Genomic DNA, 22,558 nt, shown 5'->3' on the forward strand with positions numbered 1-22,558 from the left:
AAAGTTAAAACTAATTATTTAGTTATGCAAATTATTTATCAAGTTTTTAATAGGTAAAGATTTTCAGCGGTGCTGATTATATGGTAATTAGGTTATTCTTGATCGCATAAACCACCAATCCTGTACGAGATCGGATATTGAGTTTGGCAAATAATGATTCCCGGTAGTTGTCAACAGTTCGCGGGCTTACATTCATCATGTCGGCAATTTCTTTGTAGGTATGTTCGGTACTGCAATGTTGCAAAAATGCAAGTTCCCTTGTGCTGAAGATTGGGCCTGAATCGCTATTTTTTAAAGCAACCAAAAGCCTGCCCGATACCAGGTCGTTGATGTAAAACCCTTTTTCAACAACAGCTTTAATGGCCATGAGAAGGTCGTTAGGTGTTGACTCTTTAAGCATATATCCGCTTGCGCCAGCCCTTAGCATTCCAATAATGGCTTTTTCATCTTCTAGCATGCTCAATGCCAATACATTTATATTAGGATGGTGCTCCTTTACCCACTTGGTGGCTGCAAATCCATCCATTACTGGCATATTAATATCCATTAATAGGAGTTTAACATCTGGATGATTTACAATTTTATGTTGTAAATCCTGACCATTTTTCCCTTCAAATACCACCTTAATTTCGTCAAATTCGTCTAATAAGCTGGCTAATCCAGAACGGAATAGGGTATGATCATCAACTATGGCAATGGATATAGGTTGAGGTAACATGATTTAGGGATATGGGATTTCGATTAGGATGTTAGTGCCTTTATTTGGAGTTGAATTTAAAGCCAATTTACCATTTATCATTTCAATGCGCTTTGAAATAGAACTTAATCCCAACCCTGCTTTATTTGCTTTAGCCTTTTCGTAATTGAAACCTACTCCATTTTCTTCAACATTTAAATATAATTTTTTATCCTCATAGTATGCATTAAAACTGATTGAAGTAGCGTTTGCATGTTTGATGATGTTGTTGATGATTTCCTGTAGCAAGCGTAAAATAATTAAGTCTTTATCTGGGGAGTTTTCCTGCAGATTATGAAGTTGATTGCTCACCTGCAATTCGTAACTACCTGTTTTTTCCAGCCAGTTTATTTCTTGTTGCAAAGCATTGCCTAAACCGTTTTCTACTATTTGCTCACCATGTAAAAGTTTGGCAAGTTCTCTTAACTCTTTGATAGATTTGTTGACCAGAGATAAGGAATTTTCTATTTTGACAGTGGCTTTGTCGCTATGATCAAGATTAATTGAATTTAGGGTCAATGTGGTTAAACTTAATAGTTGTCCTACATTATCATGCAGTTCTGTTGCAATAGCTTGCATGGTATTATCTTGCACTTCAATTCTGGCTTGAAGCATCTCTGCCTCAAACTGCTGTTGCATGTGTTGTTTCTCTAAAATGTGGTTTTTCTTATGCCGATTATACGAACGGATGTACATAATCAAAAAAACAGGCATTAGTAAGAAAATCAAAGTTGCAAGAACAACTAAGATCGCAATTTTTGTTGTTTCGCTCTGCATAAGTAAGAATAAGTCCAAACGCTATATAAAATGAAATTCAATGCTATGGTAATAGCGTACCTGAGGGTGAAACTTTTGCCGAAACGAACATCAAATACATCACTTAATAAATTACAAACCGTTCCACCAAAATAATAAAACAATACACCTGTTATCCACCAAAATTCTGGATGATATTTGATTTCAATAAATTTTTCGTCATTTAACAGGAGATAATAATAATAAAGGCAGTAGAGGCTAAAAACTACCGACATTACTGTTACAGCAGTCGAGTTAAACACCATAATCGAATCTTTGGCAATAAAGCCAAAATAAATCGAATAGACGATCCCTAGCCCTACATATATAATAGGCTTAGGGATTAAATAATTTTTCAGGCAATGCCAGATGCCAATAAAAATGAAGCTAATTTCGAAAAACACAAAAGAGTTAAATAACCAAAGATTGTTTTCTCTTTTAGAGGACATATAACTTCCTGCAGCTTCCGTTAATAACGCCAGAAGAAGATAGGCAATATTTAATTTCCAAAAAATGCTTTTATCATTTCTTAAAAATATAACTGCACCTATAAGGCACATTATTTCGGCTATAACTATCGGTGATGTAAAATTCATTCTTTAAAGTCCGGTTCCCTGGCATACGTTAGGACAAAGTTCGCCTCTGTTTTCAATATCTTCCAAATCATCTTCATGTTCTTCGGTTAATTCGCCAAGTGGGTTGCTGTAGCCAGCAGCAAAGGTTGGCACTAGTAATACCGTGTTTCTTCCTTCATATTCTTTTGGCAATCCTTCTATGGAATTGGCTGTGTATTGAGCATTATAAATTCGCAAACCATCGTGTTTTCCATCGGCAATTGTTTTGGCCATTTCTAAGATTTGTGCTGCAGGAAACCAGATTGCTTTGGTGTAAGATTTTGGATCTTTGCTAGCCTGTTCGGCATATGCGTTAACCATATCTTGTGCAACCTTCTTATCAATAGGTTGGAAATTCGAATTTTTGCTCATTATTACAGTAGGTTTGATTTTGGTCTTCTAAAGTCGTTATTTAGATAGTTTCTGGCAATAGCCACTATGAATTTTAATACCGTAAAAACACCTTTTTATTTAGGGTAAAACATACTACTCATATATAGGTACGTCGACATACTTTTGAAATGCAATAAAGAATGAGAATTTAGTGTTGCACATCCCAAAGTTGTCTATCCCATAATAAAAAGATCCCGAATTTTTGCGGGGTAACCAGGAGTCTTCTTTGTGATGAATTAATGATCACCCTACAATTTAATTTACAATGACAAACAACATCCATCTTCAAGAAAGCAATAACTTGATAACGGAAAGGGAAATTGAAATAGTAAAGCTATTATCAAAAGGTTATAACAGCAAAGAAATAGGCGATATGCTTTTTATTAGCGAGCATACCGTAAATACACACAGGCGGAACATGGTTAGAAAGCTAGATCTGCGAAACTCGTATCAGCTTATTGTGTGGGCATTTAAGCAGCGGATATTATCTTACTAAAGATTAAAATATACATATTTAACGCACCCTCTCTCTAAAAAGCAAAGCCTGCCGTTTGACTTTATGGTCAAATTAGCAGGCTTTTGCATTTTAATTAATTATGGTTTTGCGGCTTGTGCTACTGGCAATTCTTTTCTTGGAATTTGTGCATCACGTTGGGAAGTATTATAAACGAAAGAAGCGACAATAGTTGCCGATTGTTTCAGATCATCTTCCACCAATCTGTCATAAGTATCCATGTTGCTGTGGTGCGTACGGGTATTATAATCGGCGGGGTCTTGTATAAATTGGAAACCCGGAATGCCCACTGCATCAAAGGCCTGGTGATCGGTTCCGCCAGTGTTGTTAATCGTTACCGTTGTAGCTCCAAGATCATTAAACGGACTTAGCCAACTTTGGAATATAGGTCCGGCTGCTGCGTTTCCTTGTAAATAAATACCGCGAATTTTGCCTGTACCGTTATCTAAATTGTAATAAGCCGAAATTTTCTTCTGATCTGGTGTTAAAGCCATCGTTTTCGGATCGCCAAAATGTTTGGCTACGTAACCTCTTGAACCAAATAGTCCTTGCTCTTCAGAACTCCAAAGTGCGATGCGGATGGTGCGCTTAGGTTTAAAATCGATGGCTTTTAAAATTCGCATGGCTTCCATCATTACGGCAGAACCAGCGGCATTATCGGTAGCGCCAGTTGCGGCATGCCACGAATCGAAGTGGCCTCCAATCATAATCACTTCATCCTTTAATTTTTTATCGGTTCCCGGAATTTCAGCTATTACGTTGTAGCCCTGAGGGTCTTGAGCATAAAATGAAGTTTTGATATCAGCTTCTACCTCTACTGGTTTGCCAGCACGAAGCAAACGTAAAATATGTAAAAAATCTTCGGCAGCAACTTCAAGTTCAGGAGAAACTGGTTTAGCATCTAAGGCATAAGAGGCGCCATTGCTGGTGAAGAAAGTTCCTTGTCCGCCGCGGGCATAAGTTAAGATCAGAGCCACTTTTTCTTCGACTAACATGGCGCTCATGGCTGCACGCACTTCACGCATTTTCATCATTTGCGCCATACGATCGGCCATTGGCCCGGTGGCAGCACGTTGACGAGGAGCGCCAGTTGCAGGTTTTGCCGCTGCCATCTGCGCCAGCGTAGAATCGGCATATCGTGAAAAATCTGGCTTCAATCCGCTTGTAAGTGGAGCACCTTGATCCATCATTACAATTTTGCCCGCGAGTTTACCTTTATATTTCGCTAAATCGGCAACACTATCTGCTTTGATTAAAACTACTTCTGATTTTATTGGGCCATTTGTTCCTGGGGTCCATGCTTTTGGAGAGGCAATAATCGGGTGATAAAAAGGAGCGGTGGTTGCAGCGTAATATTTATCTACTTGCCAGCCTTTGCCAAATGTTCCCCAGGCTTCGAGGTGTGCATTTTTCAAACCCCACTCCGTAAGTTGTTTTACTGCCCAGTCTTGCGCTCGTTTTAAACCAGGAGAGTTAGACAAACGAGGACCGGAAACATCAGTTAAGTTGAAGGCAATATCCATCACTTTTGAATTCTCCAGGCCAGCCTTGCGTATTTTTTGTACTATGGCAGCATCTGGTGCATCTTGCGCAAACGCAGAAAAGCAAAGGCTAAAAGCCATTGCTGTGATTGTAAATCTTTTGATCATTTTAAGAAGTAGGTTGGTTTAAGTGCTAAATTACATTTTAGCTTTTCTACAATTAGAATCTCCCGATATTTTTACAAAGGGCTTTTGCGGCATAACAGTTGCCAAACTTGAGAGTAACAGCCTGAATTATCTAAACCTTATTGAAACGGAAAGCCCGTATTCCAATTGAGAACTAATAGAGGTTTCGATGCATATGCCTTACCTAAGCACAAAATTTTTGAAACGGACTTGTAGTGTAAAGAAGGACTAACATTAAAATGAAATGCAGCTATTGCTTTTCAAAAATATTATTTAATACTTTTTCTGGTTACAATAAAGTAACCCGCGATAAATAATACCCCTGCATAAATTAGACTTACCCAAATTTCTCTAGCGAAAATTTCAAAATCTAATGGATCTTTTCCTTTTTTTACCTGTGTAACTTGCAAAGCCAAGGCAGGCAGACTGTATGGAATAAGATAGGCGTACGTCCAGTTAACCATGCCTGCTACAATGCCCATAATAGTGCCTACGAAACCGATGCCAATGGGTTTAAGAAAATCGCCCCAGATTAAGCTAAAGATAAATTGAAGGGACAAAATGCCCAGGGATGACAAAAATAACTTGCTATAAGAGTTAATGAGGAAGTTGGATGGGTTGTATTGACTGAACGTATATTTTGGAACTAAAACTTGCAATAGATGGCCGAAACCATAGGTTAGCGTAGCAAAAAGAAACAAACAAATGAATATCAGCGTAATCGCAAATAGGTATTTAGCGGTATAGATAGAGAATTTGTTTAACGGTTGGGCGAAAAGGCTTTTCCATGTATCGTTTTTGTGCTCTATATTATTAACCGAAAAAGCCATAAACATTACATAAAAAGGCATTACCAATATCCCCATAACGTTCAGGGTGGCACCGGCGTATCTTATCCAAAGCATCATGCCGGGTGCGTTTAATTTCAGAATTTTATCAGCACCTGAATAAAAACCAAAACTTACCAAGCTGCATATTACAACCGGAAGTAAAATTGCGGCCCAAAAGGCAAGGGTTTTCCTGGATTTATAAAACTCGGAAACTAATGAAATGTAGATGGAGCGCATTTTAGTTGTTTTTGGTAATATCAAGAAAAAGGTTTTCCAAATCTTTGCGTTGCTTGGAGAGGCTGCTTACTGTGAATCCATTTTGGATGAGTAGTGTATTGAGCTTTCCGCTATCGGCAGGTGAAGAAAAAGGAACGGTTATTTTGTTATCTGTTTTGGAAGCGATTTCATAGCCTGCTTTAATCAAAAAAGCACTTGCATTCTCAATTTGATCTACTTCTATTTCGACCATCGGTTTGCTTAGCAGATGAAGTTCATCAATCGTGCCTTGAAATAATAATTGGCCTTTGTTAATTATGCCTACATGAGTAGCAGTTCTTTCAATCTCAGCCAATAAATGGCTAGATACTAAAATAGTTTTGTTGTGTTTGGTGGCTAATTCGATCATCAGGTTTCTAATTTCGATAATCCCGTTGGGATCTAAGCCATTGGTTGGTTCGTCAAGCAGTAGTAATTCCGGGTCTGAAACCAGGGCCAGGGCTATGCCCAAACGTTGTTTCATTCCTAGAGAATATTTACCAGCCTTTTTATCACCTGCATCGGTTAAGCCTACTAAAGCCAGCATTTCTGCGACTTTGCTTTTTGGAATCCTGAGTAGGAGGCAGCGATTAATTAAGTTTTCTTTACCAGAAAGATGGCCATAGATAGCAGGTTGCTCTACCAAGGCTCCAATTTTTTTAAGTGTGGCAATGCGATTACTGTTGATTTCTTTCCCAAAAATAAAAACCTGATCTGCCGGCGATTTTAATAAATTAAGCAGGATTTTTATTGTAGTGGTTTTACCAGCACCATTAGGGCCTAAAAAACCATAAATACTACCCTTTGGTACTTGTAAGGATAAATCTTTTATAATGGTTTGGTTACCAAAGCTAAAGTTTAAGCCTACAGTTTCGATTGCATAATTACTCATTACCTTATTTGAAAACCGCTGATACTTGTTTTGCGATAGTATTAGTGCTTGATGTAGGTTTTACCACAACTTCAGCATCATTTTGATTTGTATTTACCGTAAGCGTTAAAATAATCATCATGAATACTGGAACTAATAAAAGTAAAAATGGCGAGGTGTTTACTAACTTTTTCATTTTGTTTTCGTTTTGATGATTCAAAGGAACAGCATTCGAATTGCTTGCTAAAATGTATTATACCAAGTGTTCAAGATTCTAGATAAACAGGCATTTTTGGCGTTTATCGATGAGATTTGGAGTTTGTCGATAAAATTTGGCTGTTTGCCTGTTGGTAGAAAAAAAATGCCTGTTGGTAGATTGTGTGCGGTTTAAAAAGAAAGTTTATTTATTTTGGATGCGGAAAGATTAGCAATAAGCTGCTTCCTCTTTCAAAGTATATTAAATGAAAAAAAGCAAAGGACCATTAATACTTCACGGAATTTTCTGGGCATTTATAATATTAATAATTGCGTTAGATGTCTTTTTTGATTCTCAGGTAAAAAGTGTTAAACATTTTTTACTCTCCCTTGTGCTATTTGGTATAATAAATATTTCCCTCTTTTATATAAACTATTTAATCCTTATTCCCCAGCTCATTAAAAAAAGGAAGAAATATTTTCTATACATGTTGGCGTTTGTTCTTTTGTTAGGCGCTGCGGCATTAATTAAAACTGTTGTAGCGGTTTTAAATCCTAAAGATATGATGGATTACATCATGGAAGGAAAGCCGAAAACACTGCAGGCAGATCAATACTTTTTCGCACAATTGTTTTTGTGTGGATTCTTCTTGGTCTCAAGTTGCCTCATTAAATTTGCTGCTGATTGGTTTTCTAACGAACGCATTCAACGTAACCTGGAAAGTGAGCGTCGGGAAATGGAGCTGCAGTTTTTGAAATCGCAGCTTAATCCGCATTTTCTTTTCAACTCCCTAAATAACATCTATTCACTGGCCTATCAAAAATCAGATAAGACAGCAGATGCGATTATGAAGCTTTCGGAGATTATGCGTTACATGATTTATGAAAGCAATACCCCAACGGTAGCTTTAAGCAAGGAGGTTGATTATTTAACGAACTACATAGAACTGCAAAAAATAAGATTTAAGGATGGTGCTTTTATCGAACTTACCCTAAATGGAGAAATTGACGATCAAAAAATAGTGCCGCTGATGCTGATTTCATTTGTAGAGAATGCGTTTAAACATGGCGTGGTGAATGATCCGGAAAACCCGGTTAAAATTAATATCATTGCGAACCAAAAGATCCTACACTTTAGCGTGATCAATAAGAAAAATCAGCAGAATAAGGATGCTCAAGGCGGAATTGGTTTGCCTAACGTAGAAAGACGATTACAGCTGGTATATCCAGACAGATATAAATTAAATGTTGTAAATTCGGCTACTCATTACACCTGTGAACTAATGATCGATATTTAATTTGCCAACCGGCTTTGACGAATTGACCATTTTTGAATCCTTGAATTAAAACTAAACCTAAAAATGAACTTAAACTGTATTGTTGTTGATGATGAGCCATTAGCGCTTGATATTTTGGAAGATTATATCTCCAAAGTTCCGTTTTTAACGATGGTGAAGCGATGCGAGAATCCAATTGAAGCATTACAGGTTGTTCAGGGTGGGGGTATTGATCTGGTGTTTTTAGATATTCAAATGCCAGAGCTAACGGGGATTCAGTTTTTAAAAATCGCAGGGACTAAATGCCACTATATTTTAACTACAGCATACCCACAGTACGCGTTAGAAAGCTACGATTTAAATGTTTCTGACTATTTGCTGAAACCTATTGCTTTCGATCGCTTTTACAAAGCAGTGGAGAAGGTTCACAAACAGCATAAACCAGTAGAAGCGCCTGCCAGTGTAGCACAGCCAATTATTACCCCGGCAGCTTTCTCTGCTCCAGCCAATCCCGTTCAGGATTATATTTTTGTAAAAACAGAGCATAAAATTCAGAAAATCTACCTTCACGATATTTTGTATATCGAAGGGTTGAAAGACTACATTTCGATCTTCACCAAAGATGAACGCATCATTACGCTCCAAAGCATGAAGAAAATGGAAGAGGCTTTACCACAGAGTCAGTTCATTCGCGTACATAAATCGTACATTGTGGCTGTTGATAAAATTGAAAGTATAGAGCGCAGTAGGATTACCATTAACACCAAAATAATTCCGGTAGGAGACACTTATCGCGATGAATTTTTCAGAGTTATTGGCAACAAGAATATTTAGTTTGTTTTAATTGGTGTTACTGTATAGCCCTCTTTTTGTAGGAGATTAATTAAACCCCACTCACCAACCAAATGGCCAACGCCTACAGCAATAAAGGCGCTTTTATTTTTTATTAGGGAAGGTAGCTTTTTAATCCATGCTATATTTCTATTTTTAAGCAGCACTTCAAATTCTTCTGGTGTAAATTCGTCAGTTTCCTGGAACGATTTTTCAATCTTATTCAGGTCTTGCGCTTTAAAGGCTTCAAAACCCTCTTCGGCTAGCTTTTTGTATTTTTCGTAATTCAGGACATTATCAAGCAACTGCTTTTTTTGCCTTTCGATACTTGCTCCGAAAAGGATTTTGCCTTGCTCTTCTATAGTTTCTAATCCGATAACGGCTTTATTGTGTAAATTTCCATATTCTTGAAAATAAGCATCAATTGCAGTATTTTCTTTACTAAATGTAACCGGCGACGTGAACTGCAATATCATCACTTTCACTGCCATTGGATTTAAATACTTTAGACTATTAATATCAACTTTGGCAATTTTTATTAAATAATCGCCGACAAGTTTATACTCTTGCTCAGTCAAAATTTTATCTAAGGTATTGCCGTTCATTAACATATATTTTGACAGCTTTTTTGCCAAAAGGCTGTCTGTAAAAAGTAGTTCGCCAATAACCATATCAGAAGCATCGAGCTTATTATTTACGTTATGCATACTATCCAGAAAGTCTTTGCCAGCAAAATGGTAAGTTCCAAATAGATAAGATGGTTTTGTCAAATCCTTTCCGGTTATTTCCCAAAATAAAGAGTTAGAAAGCTTGCTGGTTTGTGCAGAAGATTGTAATCCAATGAGAAGAAATATAATAAAAAAGTATCTCACAATTTTCATGTTATATTGATTGATTTAATATTTTTCTAATTTCTGTCTCGGCTTCCAGCGTAATTTCGTTTGGCGTTTTTAGCCCTGGTTCTATCGGTTTCAAAACCGTCCATTTTAACGCATGGCCAGTTGTTAAAGGAAACATTCCAAAGCGAACAATTTTCCACGAGTTTTCGATGGCTATTGGCACTACTAATGCATTTGGAACTGCTTTCAAAATGGTCGCGATTCCTCCGAATTGAAATTGCTTTACCATCCCGTCTTTAGCCCTGGTACCTTCAGGAAAAATAACCGTGCTCCAGTTATTTTCTTTCATTCTACGGCCAAGTTTGATGATTTCTGATATGGCTTGTTTATTGTCCTTTCTGTTGATATTGGCTCCGCCACCTAAACGTAAGTTAATAGAGATAGATGGAATCCCTTTTGTGAGTTCGATTTTGGAGATAAATTTTGCACTGTACTTTCTTAAAAACCAAATCAACGATGGGATATCGTACATGCTTTGATGGTTAGCCGCAAATATGATTGGCCGATCGGTTGGGAGATCGTATTCATTCTTGAAACTGATGGAATTAAATAAAAATATCTGGCAATAGGTTAAGAAGAAATTTAAAATATCAACCGACGTTTTGTGCGCTTTATAGCCAAATAATTTATAGCAAATCCATTGAATGGGATGGAAAATGCACAGCATTAAACCAAAGAAAATGTAAAATATTGGAGTAAGTATATAGCCGAAAAATTTGCTCATCTGGTTTTAAAATAAAGCAACAAAGATAATATAAATTATTCTGGTTCCTTGAAGATGTATTTGTCCTCGAACTCAATTTCGAAATCTTTTAAAAATTTAGCGTACTCGCTTAGAAAGCTTTCTTTTTTGTGATGCTCTTTTTGATTGTGGATATATTGAATTACGTTTGGTAAGTCACTTTTTGAATAAGAGAATGCCCCATAACTTTCTTGCCATGAAAATTTCGATTTAGATAAATTTTGATCGTTAATCCATTTTGAACTTTCGGTTTTGACGTTTTGAATTAAGCTCGAAATAGATTGATGTGGACGTATTCCAACCAAAATATGGATATGATCCGGCATGTTATTGATCTGAATCATTTTGTGGTTATTGTTCTGGAAGATTCCGGTGATATATTTTTGCAAATTATCCTCCCATTCTGCCCCAATTAGTGCCGCTCGGTATTTCACCGCAAAAACAAATTGGATGTGTATTTGGGTGTAGGTGTTTGGCATATCATTTTTTAATGAATATAACCAATTTCATGATAGCTTGGGATAATATTTTGTTGTTTATTTTCATGAAACGTTCCTACGGAACGAAAATGTATGGCGCATATTTTCTACCGAGGAGATGTTCCTACGGAACATGTGACATCCGGTTTTGATATATATCATTAAAATCAAGGCATAAATTTTCATTTTTTTAAGCGCCCAAATATCCCGTAGGGATATCTCCTCGATACAAAGAATTCGTGGTTTTTCATGTTCCGTAAGGAACATTTCATGATAGCTTGGGGTAATATTTTGATGTTTATTTTCATGAAACGTTCCTACGGAACGAAAATGTATGGTGCATAATTTCTACCGGGGAGATGTTCCTACGGAACATGTGGTAAAAAGTTGGAATCCATTTTTGATATAATTATAGAACAATAATTTTCATTTTTTAAATTGCCCATGTATCGGGGTTGGTGATCCTCGATAAAATCGATATGTAAATTTCATTTTTTATAAGCGCCCAAATATCCCGTAGGGATATCTCCTCGGTAGAAAAAAAAATATGATTTTTTCATGTTCCGTTAGGAACATTTCATGATAGCTTGTGGTTAATATTTTGATGCTTATCTTCATGAAACGTTCCTACGGAACGAAAATGTATGGTGCATAATTGTTCTACCGAGGAAATGTTCCTACGGAACATGTGGTAAAAAGTTGAATCCATTTTTGATATAATTATCGAACCATAATTTTCATTTTTGAATTGCCATGAATCGGGGTTGGTTATCCTCCATAAAATCGATATGTAAATTTCACTTTTTTCTAAGCGCCCACATATCCCGTAGGGATGTCTCCTCGGTAGAAAAAAAAATGTGATTTTTCATGTTCCGTTAGGAACATTTTATGATAAAATAAACATCAAATCAGGTTTTCCATAATCATCAGCTTCGCTTTTAAAATTGCCGCCACACTCATTGAATCCGTAATTTCATTTTTCATCACCATTTCGAAAGCCTCATCAAACGAGACTTTTTTAACCACTAATTCTTCGGTTTCTTCTGGCATTGCAATGCCTTGAATTAAGCCCGTAGCTACGTAAATGATGCTTAATTCATCGCTCACTGAGTTTGACAAATGCATGCGTTGAATTTCTTTCCAATTGCTTGCGCTCATGCCTGTTTCTTCCAGCAGTTCTCTTCTGGCACTTTCTAATGGATCTTCGCCGAGTGGTCCCCCACCTTCGGGAATTTCCCAGCTATAAGCTTTTAATGGAAAGCGATACTGGCCTACCAGCCAGGTATTGTAATCTTCATCGAGCGGCAAAATGCCAATAGCTAAGTTTTTAAAGTGTACTTCACCGTAAATTCCTTCTCCACCCGATGGATTGATCACTTGATGTTCGGTGACACTAATCCAGTTGTTGTCATACTTTAAGTCACTTTCCAGCGTTTTCCAGGGGTTTTTTTCTTCCATTACGCAAATTACAAATATCCTATCCTAAATAAAATTTATCGTGGTGTTGCTGGGGGAGGTGGTGGATTTTTTTTTGCAATCTTCGTAAATCTATAGTTTAGGCTGAATATGAAATTCTGCGTATTATTCGTAGAAAAACTCTTCAATCTAAAGTTTTCACCTTCGTTATAAATGGTGTTATTTCGATTTCCAAAAATATCGTTTAGTGTAACCCTGAAATTTAATCTGTTGCTAAAAAACATTTTTCTGGCAGAGAAACTCGAAGTTACCGAACCCTTGTTTCTTCCCTGGGCACTTACGTTATTGGCATAATTTAAATTTGATTCGAAAGCAATTTTCTGTGGAAGTTGCATAGAAAAGCCAAAAGTTCCCCTAATGCTTAATCCATCTCTATTCAAGGCCGAATTTAATTTTGAAGTATAATTACTCTGAATCACACTGAAATTCCCATTGGCTGATATTTTATTCGTAGGACGATAATTTCCAATTAGAATCAAAGCCAGAGAATTGTTTGTCCCAACGTTATCGAAAGTGCTTTCCGATCGAGCTGAAGTAGAACCTGGAATTAAGGTAACTGTTCTAAATCTTTCAATTACACCCTGACTAGTGGAATAAGAAATGCGGGGCGTAAAAGACCATTTCTGCCCAAATGCCCCGAAACTAATATCCATTTGGTGTGTGTAGGAGGGCGAAAGGTTCGGATTACCATAAGAAATATTCAACGTATCTACATTATTAACCTGTGGATTCAAGGTGTTTTCTCTTGGTCTGTTGATACGAACGCTGTATGTTGCGCCAAAATTATAACGTTTGCGGAAAAATTTATTAACCGAAAGGTTGGGGAAAATACTTAGATAAGGCTTTACATTATAGTTTTCTCCTGTCGAAAGATCGAAAGCCACGTCTGTTAATTCGGTTCTAACCCCCGTTTTTACGCCCCAACCTGCATTACGATAATTGTATGATGCATATCCAGCCAGAATGTTTTCATTGTATAAAAATTGATTACTCAACCTATCATTGGTTACAAATTGCTGCGTTTGAAAATTGAAATTTTCGACCAATAAGTCGTTGTCATTTTTTCTGTAGTTATAAGCAAGACCTAACTCAACACGATCTCTTTTTTTAAATACCGGTTTATCATAGTCAAGGTTAAAAGTGATGCCATTATTTCCAATATCATTATTGTTTTTTTGCAAGGTTGCTCGCGAAATACCAATGGGTAAATAGGAGGTATTATAGGTTCGAAGATCTGAACTCCCATTGGTATTAAATGTTAACCCAATCGATAGGTTTCCGCCACTCGTATCAGTCTGTAGCTTGTAATCGGCATTAATTACGAAGTTGTTGCTGTTCCCATCGCCTGTATTGGCTTGGTTGCGCAGTCGTTTTTCAATGAGTTGATCACTTAAATAGCGCAGCTCGTTTGCTGAATTGGATGAAGATGTATTGTCGTTATAATTGGTTGATAAGCGAATATTTTGCTTTGGCGTAATGTCCCAATCAAAACCCAACCTAAAATTGGCACCTCTGCTTTTGCTTTTGTTGGCACCGCTTTGATCGTAATAAAATGTTGTATCAGGAAAGAAGTTTTCTCTATAACTATTATTTTCACCCTTGCCCACGTTATAACGATAGGCTGCACTTCCATTAATAGCATAATTTTTTCCACGGTAGGAAGCATTCGTATTGGCATTTCCATTTCCTTGCACACCACCTGCTACGCCGATATTGCCATTAAACCCTACCTTAAACCCTTTTTTCATCACAATATTGATGATTCCTTCCCCGTCGCCACTGTATTTTGCAGGTGGGTTGGTGAGCACTTCGATTTTTTCAATTGCATCTGATGGAAGTACATTCAAAAGATCGGCAATGTTCGATGTCATATAATCAGATGGCTTTCCATCAATAAAAACACGGGTGCTTTTTTTGCCGGCAATAGTTGCATTCCCATCGATATCAACCTGTACCATGGGTACATTTTTTAACACATCTGTCGCAGTGCTGCCTTCTGCTAGCAAAGTGGACCCGACGTTATAGGTTACACCATCGGCACCAAATTCTATTGCAGGTTTCTGTACGGTAATGGTTACTTCCTGCAGTGAATTTTGCTCTGAGCTGAGTTTTAATGATCCTAAGTTTTTATCAAAATCTTTGTCGGTGATGATGATCCCGTTTACCACCAAAGGTGCATAACCAACAAAACTAATTTTAATGCGATAGTTTCCGCTTTTCAGATTTTTGATGCTTAAAAAACCGTCATCATCACTTGTAGAAGTAATCAAAGGTTGTTCTGCATCTCCAAGATATACCGAAATGATAGCTGAGGGAATAGATAAACCACCAACTTCTTCTACCACTTTGCCACTAATCGTTCCTTTTTCGGCGGCAAAAGCCATGACTCCTGAAAATAGAATCAAGAAAGTAAGACAAAATTTAGGGAGACGTTTTTTCAATGTTTGGTTAGCGTTTATAAAAAAGGCGTTTAAAAATATCTTTTTAAACGCCTTTTTCAAAATTAAAATGAGCCTTCATCAGGACGATTGTCTTGCTGATCGTCCTTTTTCTTAGTTTTATTTAAATTGAATGTGGTTTTTCCGAAGCGGTAAGAAAACGTTAGGTTACCCATTGTTCCTTGCATGCGTCGGGCAAAATCGATATACGTAAAGTTATCATCCGTAGTCATGCTCCATCTGCGGGTATTAAAGACGTCTCTAATGTTGAAACTAAGCGAGGCTTTTTTATTAGGGAAATCGTATTTAGCTCCGCCATCAATACCGTACATCGCGTTCCGTTTACCTTGCGCCATCACTTCTGGTGCTCTGTAATCGGCACGAACCTGAATAGATACGTTTTTTGCAACAGTTAAATTTCCAGTGATATTTCCATTCCAGCTAAAACCACTTCTGCTGGCAATGTTAAATCTTTCATCACCTTCAAATTTCTGTTGATATAAATTTACGTTCGTAGTAAAGTTTAACGCTTTAATTAAATCGAAGCGACCAATTAATTCTAAACCACTATTTTGTTGGCGGGTTAAGTTTTGTGGTGTTGTGGTGATAATACCGTTCGCATCGGGCACACTTCTTACCCTTTGAATAACGTCGTTAGTTTGGCGGAAATATAAGCTGGATGTTAAGGTTACCTTTTTGAAATATTTGCTGTAACCCAATTCAAAAGAGTGTACATCTTCCGGATATAAATTTGGATTACCTGCTCTGTAATTTAAAGGATCGGATACATCTAAAAATGGATTGGTATCCCATGGGCGAGGACGATTTACACGGCGTGTATAGCTCAACTGAACGGTTTGCTCACCTTTTAATTTTTGCGTTAAAAATACACTTGGATATAACCTTTTGTAATGGATGTTTCCTTCACTTGCTACTAGGTTATTGCCGTTATATCCTTCCAGATGGGTATCTAAACGGGCATCTTCAGCTCTTAAGCCGATTTGGTAACCAAAATCTTTTATCTGATTTTGATAGTTTAGGTAAAGCGCATGAACCTGATCTTTGCTGTTAAAATCATTAATCAATTTGTTATTACGAATGTAAATTTCAGTATTGGTTAAAATCGAATCTGCATATTGATCGTTATCTCCTAAACGAATTTGGCTGCGGTAACCGGTTTCAATTTTACCTGCTTTACCCACTGGCAAAGTGTAATCAGCCTGGATGTTATAATTTGTGTTATCGCCAGTATTAAAAATGCGTTGTAAACTTGGATTGATGTTTACCGCATTTCCATTTTGGTTGGTAAAAGTTGTGCTGTATGCCTGATCATTATTATTCGTTCCATATGAGTAACCAAAATTGAAAGTTAATTCCTCTTTCGGTTTTTTAAATTTTTGAACGTAATCCAAATTTAAATCATAACTGCTTCCATCACCTTTATTGGTATTGCTTCTATTGCTTAGTAAAACCGGACTCAAATTAGAGCGCAATTGTCTGATGTCAACAAATTCATCGCGGTCATTTTCCCTTGAGTTAAAACCACCCGATAAACTTACAATGCTTTTAGGAGTGATGTAATAATCTAAACCTGCTTTAGCATTATGTCCCTTATCCAACGAAGTGGATGAAGTATTTTGGTTTGCAAAAGCAGTTGAAGTGGTTGGGCTTTTATAAGTAATATCCTGGAAGCCACCACCAATTCTATTGCCGTAACGATAGCTGTAGTTTCCGTAAAGGTTTACTTTACTATTTTGAAAACTTAAATTGGTATTGCCATTGTAGTTGTCGCGGTTACCGGCAGTTAAAGCCACCGAACCGTTAAACCCAAGTTTAGTATTTTTCTTTAGCACAATATTGATGATACCAGATTGGCCTTCCGCATCATATTTAGATGACGGGTTGGTAATTACCTCTACACTTTCGATAGAACTTGCTGGGATAGACTGGAGAATTTGCGCCACGTTACCACCGGCAATAAGTGAAGGTTTGCCATCAATTAAAACCCTAACGCCACTCGATCCACGTAGGCTCACATTTCCGTCCATATCTGTAGAAACGGATGGAACATTTTGTAGTAAATCGCCGGCAGAACCACCTTCGCTAATTACACTTTGATCTACAGCAAAAATCTTTTTATCAATGCCCATTTGCATACCCTGTTTCTGTCCGGTTACCGTAACCTCGCTCAAAATATTTCCTTTTGCGGTATTCATTTTAATATCGCCAAAGTTTAAAGTTCCGGTGGTTGAGGTAATGTTTACGTTATCGCGTACCATGGTTTGGTAGCCAACAAAACTAATTTTGAAAGTAAAGGTTCCTGTAGGTAAATCGGCCATTACAAAAGCGCCATTTGCATCGGTTTGAGCTATTTTAGCATTTTTAGCTGTTGCTTTATCAATTAAAACAGCCGTTGCAAATGGGATGGTTTCTTGTGTTTTGGCATCTTTAAGTACACCGATTATTTTTGCCTTGCCTCCAGTTTGGGCGAAAAGGCTAAAGGATAAACTTAAGAATAGAAGGGTAATTTGTATCGTCCTTGATTTAAAAATTCTCATTAAAATATATTATTTGTTGTGTGTTTTTGTAAAGGGAGACAAAGTAACGGCAACTAAGTTTAATTAAGGAGGCGTAACTATTTTATTACAGCCATTTTATAGTAATATTTTTGTGAGCAATTTTTGTCCACATTTAAGTTGCCAGGCATATTTCTGTTAGTGAAACAGGAAAACAATTGAACAATATTATAAATGGCCAATATCTAAATTGTTACTTTTGTTCGAGATGAAAAAAATATTAATCGTTGATGATTTACATCCCGCTTTTAAAGAGCAGGCGGTGGCATTGGGCTATCAGGTTGATGATGAACCTGAAATTACCAGACAGCAGACGTTAGAAAAAATAAAAGACTACGTCGGTATTGCTGTTCGTACCAAATTCAGGATTGATGCTGAGCTTTTCGCGGCGGCTCCAAACCTGAAATTTGTGGCCCGTGCCGGTGCTGGTTTAGATAATATCGATGATAAAATTGCTTTCGAACGAGGTATCGAGTTAATTAACGCCCCAGAAGGTAATTGCGATGCGGTGGGCGAACATGCCACAGGTTTGCTTTTATCGCTGATGAATAACTTCCGCAGGGCTGATATGGAGATCAGAAACGGGGTTTGGGATCGAGAAGGAAACCGAGGGTACGAATTAAAAGGAAAAAAAGTTGGCATTATTGGTTATGGCTTTATGGGGCAAATTTTCGCTAAAAAACTGGCTGGCTTTGAGGTTGATGTAATGGCTTACGATAAATATAAAACTGGCTTTTCTGATGCGTTCGCCCGTGAAGTAAGTATGGAAGAAATTGTCAAGCACAGCGATGTGCTCAGTTTGCACATTCCACTCACTGCCGAAACCAAACAGATGGTTGATGATGAATATTTTTTCCATTTTAAAAAGCCCATTTTCTTTATCAATACCGCCAGAGGGGAAATTGTAAACACAAAAGCCGTTTTAAATGCCATCTCATCATGTAAAATTTTAGGTGCTGGACTAGATGTATTACAAACTGAAAAATTTCCGGCCCTGGGTGAGCAAGATTGGTATAAAGAACTGGCCAAAAATGAAAAAGTGATTTTGACACCGCATGTTGGCGGCTGGACCTTCGATTCTTATCGCAAGATATCGGAAGTTTTGGCTCAAAAACTGGAGGGACTTTCTTTTTAGACTCTAGAATTATTTTTTTGAGGTACGCATGGCTTTTACTGTTTTAATTCCAGAATCGGACGATAGCTTTGTGTATTCTTCTGTTTCCATTCCATAAATAGCAATTTTGCCTTCGTGGTTGGAGTGAACGCCAAAGCCATATCGTTTTGTTAAAGGTGAAGCACGAAAACAAGGTTGTCCTTTCGAGAAAAAGCTTTTGTTGGCTTCATCTTTTTCTGCTTCGCTGATATCGTTTCTTTCTGCGAAAACTTGAAATAACACATCATCAGATGAGTATTTGTAAGGCTTTTTTGAGATCATTTCAAACTGTAATTCGGCAACCGTTTTATTGTTTCCTTTTGGTTTTGGTATTTCTCCGTGGCTAACCGGACAATCTTCTGCTACCTCAATAAAAGTATCGAAATAGTTAGTGGTGTGAGTTTTGGTCATGGGATGTGATTAAGTCTATTCAATTTCTAATTTTGGGCGGGAAATTTTTTCATTTTGATTCTAAATTAAGAAACAATTGCGATTTCTTCTCGTAGTTTCCACCCTTATTTCCTAAATTGGAATACAATTTCTAACTAAATTATATCATGCCGAAAGATCATTTATACACTACAACCGTAACCTGGACGGGCAATAAGGGTTCTGGAACAATGGATTACCGCTCTTACGATCGCGATTACGTTATTTCTGTCCAAGGAAAAAGCGATATTTCTGGTTCATCAGATTCTGCCTTTCTTGGCGATAAATCTAAATATAACCCCGAAGATTTGTTATTGGCTTCTATTTCCAGTTGCCACATGCTTTGGTATTTGCACCTATGTTCTAAAAACGAAATAGTAGTTATCGATTATAAAGATGAGGCTGTTGGCACAATGGAAGAATCGGCAGATGGAAGTGGTAAGTTTAAGGAAGTAACCCTACATCCAAAGGTTTTAATAGCAGATAAGGAACATTTTGAATTGGCAGAGTCGTTGCATGTAGAAGCGAACAAAATGTGTTTTATCGCCAACTCATTAAATTTTCCTGTTAAACACCAGCCTGTTTGTAAAGCGGAGAATAGCTAGTATTTAGTGGAAAGTATAAAGTAGATAGTGAAAAGTTTAAAGTTGGCCGTTTTCACTCTTAAACTGCCAACTTTAAACGGTTAATTATTTTACAACAAAAACGTTATCATTTGGAGTAGCATCTACATAAATACCATTATCCAAAGTAATCGACTTTATTTTACGGTTGGTGTTAATCGTCATAGTGAATTCTTTCTGATTCACTTTCCAAACTGCTGGTGTTTTATGAATGGTTTCTGTTTTACCTTCCGTATCGGTAACCAGAATATCAAATGGAATAGCAAAACCGCCAACATTTTTAATTACAAACGTTACTTTTCCTGATGAAATTTGCGGGTTACTCAGGGCCAAATCGAGGTAGTGATTGGTGAAAAACCAGTTCTGAAAGAACCAGTTTAAATTCTGGCCTGATCCTGTATTCATTGAATTAAAATAATCCCACGGGATGGGATGTTTACCATTCCAAGTGTTCATGTAATGATGAAGTGCTTTTTTAAATAAATCATCGCCCAACATATCTTTCAATGCAAGATAGCTTAACGAAGCCTTACCGTAAGAGTTATTTCCATACCCGGCACCAGAAACCTGGTCAGACATCGAAATTACGGGTTGATCTTCTTCTGCAGATTTATCGTTAATATAGCTGTTAACCCTAAATTTTTTGTAAAAATCATCAGCAGCTTTTTTGCCATGTTCGGCAATGCCGATTAAATATTCGAAAGTAGTTGCCCAGCCTTCATCCATATAAGCATAACGGGTTTCATTTATGCCCATGAAAAAAGGAAAATAGGTATGCGCCACCTCATGATCCTGAACCAGTTGAGCGAAAACCGGATCGCCGAAGTTAGAATCATTAACCATCATCGGATATTCCATATCTGCAAAGCCTTGAAAAGCAATGCTTTTAGCGTAAGGATAAGGGATGCCAGGCCAGTTATTCGAAAACCATGCCAGTGCATTAATGTTGTATTTTACCGAATTTAAAAAATCTTTTCCTGTTGTTGGGTTATAGGCTGCCTGTGCACTTGCCCTGCGGCCGCTTTTTGAATCTACCACAACACTTCCACCATCCCAAACGTAGTGATTGCTCATGGCAAAAGTTACATCAGGAATATGATTGGCCTTAAATTTCCAGGTATTCCAATCTTTTTGAACCGTTACTTTACCATTTTTCAATTCATCAGCAGTGGCAATATTAATTACTCCATCTGTATCGTATGATTTTTTCAATCGAGCGGAAATTTCCGGCTGCAATACTTCATCAGGATTTAAAAAATCGCCGGTAGCATAAACTACATAGTTTTTTGGTGCCGTTACTGAAAAAACATAATCGTTAAAATCATTGTAAAATTCCGCTCTATCTGTATGTGGAATCCTGTCCCAACCATTGTAATCATCATAAACAGAAATACGGGGATAGCTGTAAGCCACAAAGAACGAGTTTGGATCAATCTGTCCTTCGCGACCGCTTTCTTTTGATAAAGGATAATCCCATCCTATTTTAACAGATACTTTTGACTTTGGGTTTAATGGCTTTTTCAAACGCACATTGCCAACTGTTCCCCAGTTTTTTGAATCTACTTTATACGTTTCTCCATCAACAGAAAACGAAGAAATGTTTAGGCCTGTAGTTAAAAAATCTTCGCTTACAGCACCTCCACGTGGAGAAGTTGGCTTGTGTAAATTGTTCACAAAACGAATAGCCAAGGTTTTTAGCGTATCGTTGCTGTTATTGCTGTACAAAATTTCTTCTTGTCCGCTAACCATTTTCGTAGCGGCATCTACTTTAATATCCATGGTGTATTTGCCATGATTTTGCCAATAGTTGGCGCCAGGATTACCGTTCATAGAGCGGGTTCCTCTATCGTAAGCTGCCTTTATATTTCGTGGCATATATAGCTCTTGCGCCGAAAGCGTATAACTTCCTAGTCCGACAAGGAGGAGTAAAGAAAATAACTTTTTCATTTTTAAATAATTTCGACTAAAATATCATAATTGAATGAATTTTAAATGAGTATCGGTTTGAATGTTACTTTTTAATTTTAAGCGAAAGAAGATTGGTTTAGGGAGTGAAGGTTTATTAATGTGGTGATTAGTGGCAACTCGATGTTAAAATCTAAAAATCCTGATCTTTTATTTGCTTTTGTAATTTCCACAATTTATCTTCGTTATAATTGAAGCAAGACTATGTAGCAAACCAACTATGTAGTCTTGTTTGTTTTTTATAGCGTTTGAATAAAATTAATAGAGCAATGACAGAGGTAACGTATTACACACAAGAGGGGTTAGATAAACTGAAAGAAGAAGTTCATTATTTAACTACCACCGGCCGTCAGCTAATATCTAAAGCAATTGCTGAGGCGAGAGATAAGGGTGATTTATCGGAAAATGCAGAGTATGACGCTGCTAAAGAAGCACAAGGTTTGCATGAGGCCAAAATCTCAAAATTAAAGAATACATTGGCAAATGCCCGCCTGATTGATGAATCGAAATTGGATTTATCGAAGGTATTGGCATTATCAATTGTAAAAATTAAAAATGTTAAAAACGGTGCCACCATGACTTATCAGTTGGTAGCCGAAACGGAGGCCGATTTAAAAACAGGAAAAATTTCTGTAAAATCGCCTATTGCACAAGGCTTGTTAGGTAAATCTGTTGGCGAATTTGCCGAAATTGAAGTGCCTGCAGGTAAAATGCAATTCGAAGTTTTAGAAATCTCTAGATAAAAGAAGTTGGGAGTTATGGGTTACAGGTTGTAAGCCCAAACCTGTAACTCATAACTG

Annotated in this window: 22 protein-coding genes; 6 read left to right on the top strand and 16 right to left on the bottom strand. The window is 37.2% G+C overall.

Annotation, left to right across the window (positions count from 1 at the left end; genetic code table 11):
* Nucleotides 1–76: 76 nt before the first annotated feature.
* The 4 genes from ACZZZC_RS04090 to ACZZZC_RS04105 are packed head-to-tail and all read right to left on the bottom strand — an operon-like array spanning nt 77 to nt 2,517.
* Nucleotides 77–718: a response regulator gene (locus ACZZZC_RS04090; protein WP_463484950.1), complete on the bottom strand. Its 642-nt coding sequence runs from the start codon at nt 716–718 to the stop codon at nt 77–79.
* Between the two features lie 3 nt (nt 719–721).
* Nucleotides 722–1,513 (bottom strand): sensor histidine kinase, encoded by a 792-nt coding sequence (locus ACZZZC_RS04095; RefSeq protein ID WP_463484951.1) that lies wholly within the window; start codon nt 1,511–1,513, stop codon nt 722–724.
* A complete protein-coding gene (locus ACZZZC_RS04100) occupies nt 1,480–2,127 on the bottom strand; it encodes a hypothetical protein (RefSeq protein ID WP_463484952.1) in 648 nt (215 codons plus the stop codon). The genes ACZZZC_RS04095 and ACZZZC_RS04100 overlap by 34 nt, the downstream gene beginning before the upstream one ends.
* A 3-nt stretch (nt 2,128–2,130) precedes the next feature.
* Nucleotides 2,131–2,517 carry a hypothetical protein gene (locus tag ACZZZC_RS04105; RefSeq protein WP_463484953.1) on the bottom strand — a complete coding sequence of 129 codons (387 nt, stop codon included), beginning with the start codon at nt 2,515–2,517 and terminating at the stop codon, nt 2,131–2,133.
* 286 nt (nt 2,518–2,803) lie between these two features.
* Between ACZZZC_RS04105 and ACZZZC_RS04110 the strand changes: the two genes are divergently transcribed.
* On the top strand, nt 2,804–3,034 hold the full coding sequence (locus ACZZZC_RS04110) for a response regulator transcription factor (protein WP_056848321.1): 231 nt from the start codon (nt 2,804–2,806) through the stop codon (nt 3,032–3,034).
* Between the two features lie 98 nt (nt 3,035–3,132).
* On the opposite strand, the gene ACZZZC_RS04115 is transcribed toward ACZZZC_RS04110, so the two are convergent.
* The 4 genes from ACZZZC_RS04115 to ACZZZC_RS04130 form a co-directional block, all read right to left on the bottom strand.
* Entirely contained in the window at nt 3,133–4,701 is a 1,569-nt protein-coding gene (locus tag ACZZZC_RS04115; protein WP_463486634.1) for a M28 family metallopeptidase, read from the bottom strand.
* Nucleotides 4,702–4,988: 287 nt separating this feature from the next.
* The gene (locus ACZZZC_RS04120) at nt 4,989–5,786 is read right to left on the bottom strand and encodes an ABC transporter permease (RefSeq protein WP_463484955.1); all 798 of its coding nucleotides are present in this window, start codon (nt 5,784–5,786) and stop codon (nt 4,989–4,991) included.
* Between the two features lies 1 nt (nt 5,787).
* Nucleotides 5,788–6,696, bottom strand: coding sequence for an ABC transporter ATP-binding protein (locus tag ACZZZC_RS04125; protein WP_463484956.1), 909 nt, complete (start codon nt 6,694–6,696; stop codon nt 5,788–5,790).
* Between the two features lie 4 nt (nt 6,697–6,700).
* Entirely contained in the window at nt 6,701–6,871 is a 171-nt protein-coding gene (locus ACZZZC_RS04130; RefSeq protein ID WP_157255605.1) for a hypothetical protein, read from the bottom strand.
* Between the two features lie 487 nt (nt 6,872–7,358).
* On the opposite strand from ACZZZC_RS04130, the gene ACZZZC_RS04135 reads away from it, so the two are divergent.
* Together ACZZZC_RS04135 and ACZZZC_RS04140 are read left to right on the top strand one after the other, a co-directional pair.
* Nucleotides 7,359–8,168 (top strand): sensor histidine kinase, encoded by an 810-nt coding sequence (locus ACZZZC_RS04135; protein ID WP_235527254.1) that lies wholly within the window; start codon nt 7,359–7,361, stop codon nt 8,166–8,168.
* A gap of 63 nt (nt 8,169–8,231) precedes the next feature.
* Nucleotides 8,232–8,981 (top strand): LytR/AlgR family response regulator transcription factor, encoded by a 750-nt coding sequence (locus ACZZZC_RS04140; RefSeq protein WP_463484958.1) that lies wholly within the window; start codon nt 8,232–8,234, stop codon nt 8,979–8,981.
* Here ACZZZC_RS04140 and ACZZZC_RS04145 read toward each other — a convergent pair.
* The 6 genes from ACZZZC_RS04145 to ACZZZC_RS04170 all read right to left on the bottom strand — a co-directional run bounded on the left by ACZZZC_RS04145 (nt 8,978) and on the right by ACZZZC_RS04170 (nt 17,570).
* On the bottom strand, nt 8,978–9,859 hold the full coding sequence (locus tag ACZZZC_RS04145) for a TraB/GumN family protein (protein ID WP_463486635.1): 882 nt from the start codon (nt 9,857–9,859) through the stop codon (nt 8,978–8,980). The genes ACZZZC_RS04140 and ACZZZC_RS04145 overlap by 4 nt on opposite strands.
* Before the next feature lies 1 nt (nt 9,860).
* Nucleotides 9,861–10,601 carry a lysophospholipid acyltransferase family protein gene (locus ACZZZC_RS04150; protein ID WP_463484960.1) on the bottom strand — a complete coding sequence of 247 codons (741 nt, stop codon included), beginning with the start codon at nt 10,599–10,601 and terminating at the stop codon, nt 9,861–9,863.
* A 35-nt stretch (nt 10,602–10,636) separates the two neighbouring features.
* Nucleotides 10,637–11,098, bottom strand: coding sequence for an IS200/IS605 family transposase (gene tnpA / locus ACZZZC_RS04155; RefSeq protein WP_463484961.1), 462 nt, complete (start codon nt 11,096–11,098; stop codon nt 10,637–10,639).
* Nucleotides 11,099–12,001: 903 nt separating this feature from the next.
* Nucleotides 12,002–12,556 carry an NUDIX domain-containing protein gene (locus ACZZZC_RS04160; RefSeq protein ID WP_463484962.1) on the bottom strand — a complete coding sequence of 185 codons (555 nt, stop codon included), beginning with the start codon at nt 12,554–12,556 and terminating at the stop codon, nt 12,002–12,004.
* A 35-nt stretch (nt 12,557–12,591) separates the two neighbouring features.
* Complete coding sequence (locus ACZZZC_RS04165; RefSeq protein WP_463486636.1) at nt 12,592–14,958, bottom strand: TonB-dependent receptor; 2,367 nt, start codon at nt 14,956–14,958, stop codon at nt 12,592–12,594.
* Nucleotides 14,959–15,077: 119 nt separating this feature from the next.
* The gene (locus ACZZZC_RS04170; protein ID WP_463484964.1) at nt 15,078–17,570 is read right to left on the bottom strand and encodes a TonB-dependent receptor; all 2,493 of its coding nucleotides are present in this window, start codon (nt 17,568–17,570) and stop codon (nt 15,078–15,080) included.
* Between the two features lie 226 nt (nt 17,571–17,796).
* On the opposite strand from ACZZZC_RS04170, the gene ACZZZC_RS04175 reads away from it, so the two are divergent.
* Nucleotides 17,797–18,723 carry an NAD(P)-dependent oxidoreductase gene (locus ACZZZC_RS04175; RefSeq protein WP_463484965.1) on the top strand — a complete coding sequence of 309 codons (927 nt, stop codon included), beginning with the start codon at nt 17,797–17,799 and terminating at the stop codon, nt 18,721–18,723.
* A 9-nt stretch (nt 18,724–18,732) separates the two neighbouring features.
* Here ACZZZC_RS04175 and ACZZZC_RS04180 read toward each other — a convergent pair whose 3' ends face one another.
* Nucleotides 18,733–19,152 carry a DUF6157 family protein gene (locus ACZZZC_RS04180; RefSeq protein ID WP_463486637.1) on the bottom strand — a complete coding sequence of 140 codons (420 nt, stop codon included), beginning with the start codon at nt 19,150–19,152 and terminating at the stop codon, nt 18,733–18,735.
* Nucleotides 19,153–19,298: 146 nt separating this feature from the next.
* On the opposite strand from ACZZZC_RS04180, the gene ACZZZC_RS04185 reads away from it, so the two are divergent.
* Nucleotides 19,299–19,775: an OsmC family protein gene (locus tag ACZZZC_RS04185; protein WP_463484967.1), complete on the top strand. Its 477-nt coding sequence runs from the start codon at nt 19,299–19,301 to the stop codon at nt 19,773–19,775.
* 84 nt (nt 19,776–19,859) lie between these two features.
* Here ACZZZC_RS04185 and ACZZZC_RS04190 read toward each other — a convergent pair whose 3' ends face one another.
* Nucleotides 19,860–21,740 carry a M1 family metallopeptidase gene (locus tag ACZZZC_RS04190; protein WP_463484968.1) on the bottom strand — a complete coding sequence of 627 codons (1,881 nt, stop codon included), beginning with the start codon at nt 21,738–21,740 and terminating at the stop codon, nt 19,860–19,862.
* A gap of 287 nt (nt 21,741–22,027) precedes the next feature.
* Here ACZZZC_RS04190 and greA point away from each other — a divergent pair, with 287 nt between their 5' ends.
* Nucleotides 22,028–22,501: a transcription elongation factor GreA gene (greA, locus tag ACZZZC_RS04195; RefSeq protein ID WP_029276724.1), complete on the top strand. Its 474-nt coding sequence runs from the start codon at nt 22,028–22,030 to the stop codon at nt 22,499–22,501.
* The last annotated feature ends 57 nt before the right edge of the window (nt 22,502–22,558 follow it).

This window comes from Pedobacter sp. AC212 (assembly GCF_979258625.1).